Source organism: Paenibacillus sp. (genome assembly GCF_035645235.1).
In the GTDB taxonomy this organism is placed as follows: Bacteria; Bacillota; Bacilli; order Paenibacillales; family YIM-B00363; genus Paenibacillus_AE.
On record NZ_DASQMZ010000147.1, the window covers coordinates 1 to 2,608 of the forward strand.

Here is a 2,608-nt window from a genome sequence, read left to right on the forward strand (position 1 = left end):
GTTCATTTTCGTCTCGAACTTGCTCGGTTTGCCGTTCGGTCTCGTGTGGGAAGTGTCGGAGGATCATCACGGCGCGGTAACGGTATTCGGTTTGGAAGTCATTACCGAAGAAGCGGTCGCGGCGGCGCATGCGGCGCACGAGCATCTCGCGCTGGCGTTCTGGAAGTCTCCGACGGCGGACATCGCGGTGACGGCGGGCCTGGCGATCGTAGTGATTTTCCTGGTCCACTTCTTGGGTCTCCGGGACAACACGAAGCACTACCTGAAACACTACTTCGAGCCGTTCCCGATTTTCTTCCCGCTCAACATCTTGAAGGAATTGGCGAAGCCGCTTACGCTCGCGCTGCGTTTGTACGCGAACATTTTCGCCGGCGAGGTGTTGATCTCGACGATCTTGATGATGGGTTGGATCGGCATTCCGCTGATGGCGGCATGGCAAGGCTTCAGTATTTTCGTAGGCGCGATTCAGGCGTTCCTGTTCACGATTCTTACGATGGTGTACATTTCGCAAGCTACGGTGCATGACGAAAGCGCCCACTAATCGGGCGATTCGCAGGATACAGAAACCACTTAAACCTTTGAGGAGGATTTACAAATGGAATTTTTAGGTGCAGCTTTGGCAATCGGTTTGGGCGCGCTTGGCGCAGGTATCGGTAACGGTTTGATCGTCAGCAAGACGGTAGAAGGCATCGCGCGTCAGCCGGAACTTCGCGGCACGCTGCAAACGACGATGTTCATCGGCGTCGGTATCGTCGAGGTCGTTCCGATCATCGGCGTCGTCGTAGGCTTCTTGATGTTCTTCGGAGCGTAAGCCGCCTCATACAAGCTTACAGGCGCGGAAGGCTTCAGCCCTCCACGCCTTCCGTTTGGATTCAGCCTATACACGGCTGGCATGAACGACTCGTAGAAAGGAGTGTCAGCTTTGGAATTCGTATGGACATCAACGGTCATAACGATCATCGCGTTCGTGTTGCTCTACCTGCTCTTGAACAAGTACGCGTTCGGTCCGTTGTTTAACATCATGGAACAGCGCAAGCGCCTCGTGGTCGGCGAGCTCGAGCAAGCGGAAGCGAACCGGAAGGAGAGCGCGGCGTTGCTCGAAGAGCAGCGCAAAGCGATCGAGCAGGCGCGCAAGGAAGCGCAAGAGATCGTGGAAAACTCCCGCAAGATCAGCACGAAGTCGGCGGAAGAGCTCGTCGAAGCCGCCAAGAACGAAGCGGCTCGCCTGAAGGAAGCCGCGCAGCAAGACATCGTCAGCGAGAAAAACCAAGCGATCGCCGAGCTTCGCAAGCAAGTCGGCGAGATGTCCGTCAAGATCGCTTCCAAGATTATCGAGAAGGAAGTCGACGCTTCCGCTCAGGAAGCTTTGGTCGATAAGTATCTGAAAGAGGTCGGAAGCCGATGAGCGCCATGGCGGTAGCGGCGAAGCGGTACGCGAAGGCGCTGTTCGCGGTCGCGCAAGAGAAGAACGCGGTCGAGGACACCGGCGCGCAGCTTGATGCGGTAGCCGGCGCTCTCGGCGGAGACGCGGACATCCGCGCCTTCTTCCAACATCCGAACATCGGCATGGACGCGAAGGTTCGCGCGCTGCAGCAAGCGGTAAGCGGCCAAGTGTCCGAGCATGTGCTCAATACGCTCAAGCTGCTCGTGGAGCGCGGACGCGGTTCCGCGATCGGCGACGTAGCCTCCGCCTACCGGAACATCGCCAACGAGGCGCTCGGCCGCGCGCAAGCGCGCGTGACGTCCGCATACGAGTTGACGGCGGAGCAGCAGCAGGAGATCGCGCGGAAGTTCGGCGCGATCACGGGGAAAGAAGTCACCGTCGATACGGTCGTAGACGCGTCGCTGCTCGGCGGCATTCGCGTCCGGATCGGCGATACGTTGTACGACGGCAGCTTGTCCACCAAGCTGGCCGAGATCGAGAAATCGTTTAATCACGCACGATAGGGGTGAAGGTTCGTTGAGTATCAGACCCGAAGAAATCAGCACGCTCATTAAGCAGCAGATTGAACAATATCAATCCGAAGCTCACGTCGCGGAAGTCGGCACCGTCATCCAGATCGGTGACGGCGTAGCGCGCGCGCACGGGCTTTCGAACGTCATGGCCGGCGAGCTTCTCGAGTTCGAGAACGGCACCGTAGGTTACGCGTTGAACTTGGAAGAAGATAACGTCGGTATCGTTATCTTGGGCCAATACCACGACATCAAAGAAGGTCAGCAAGTCAAGCGTACGGGCCGCATCATGCAGGTTCCTGTAGGCGAAGCGCTGCTCGGCCGCGTCGTGAACCCGCTCGGCCAGCCGCTCGACGGCAAAGGCCCGATCGAGACGACCGAAATGCGGAACGTCGAATCCCCGGCTCCGGGCGTTATCGACCGGAAATCCGTTCACGAGCCGATGCAAACCGGCATCAAAGCGATCGATTCGATGATCCCGATCGGCCGCGGCCAACGGGAGCTCATCATCGGCGACCGCCAGACGGGTAAGACGTCGATCGCGATCGATACGATCCTCAACCAGAAGGGCAACGGCGTGATTTGTATCTACGTCGCCATCGGCCAGAAGCAATCGACGGTCGCGCAAGTCGTCGAGACGCTCCGCCGCCATGGC

Annotated in this window: 4 protein-coding genes and 1 pseudogene; all 5 read left to right on the forward strand. The window is 58.6% G+C overall.

Annotation, left to right across the window (positions count from 1 at the left end):
* Positions 1-541 (forward strand): F0F1 ATP synthase subunit A (atpB, locus tag VEZ38_RS14815; protein WP_324894721.1); only part of this gene is annotated, 541 nt, incomplete at its 5' end.
* A 54-nt stretch (positions 542-595) separates the two neighbouring features.
* Complete coding sequence (gene atpE, locus VEZ38_RS14820; RefSeq protein ID WP_138195885.1) at positions 596-811, forward strand: F0F1 ATP synthase subunit C; 216 nt, start codon at positions 596-598, stop codon at positions 809-811.
* 111 nt (positions 812-922) lie between these two features.
* Positions 923-1,405 carry a F0F1 ATP synthase subunit B gene (atpF, locus tag VEZ38_RS14825; protein WP_324894723.1) on the forward strand — a complete coding sequence of 161 codons (483 nt, stop codon included), beginning with the start codon at positions 923-925 and terminating at the stop codon, positions 1,403-1,405.
* Positions 1,402-1,947 carry a F0F1 ATP synthase subunit delta gene (locus VEZ38_RS14830; protein ID WP_324894725.1) on the forward strand — a complete coding sequence of 182 codons (546 nt, stop codon included), beginning with the start codon at positions 1,402-1,404 and terminating at the stop codon, positions 1,945-1,947. Before atpF ends, VEZ38_RS14830 begins: the two co-directional genes overlap by 4 nt.
* 13 nt (positions 1,948-1,960) lie before the next feature.
* Positions 1,961-2,608 (forward strand): annotated as a pseudogene (locus tag VEZ38_RS14835) (F0F1 ATP synthase subunit alpha); the annotation flags it as partial.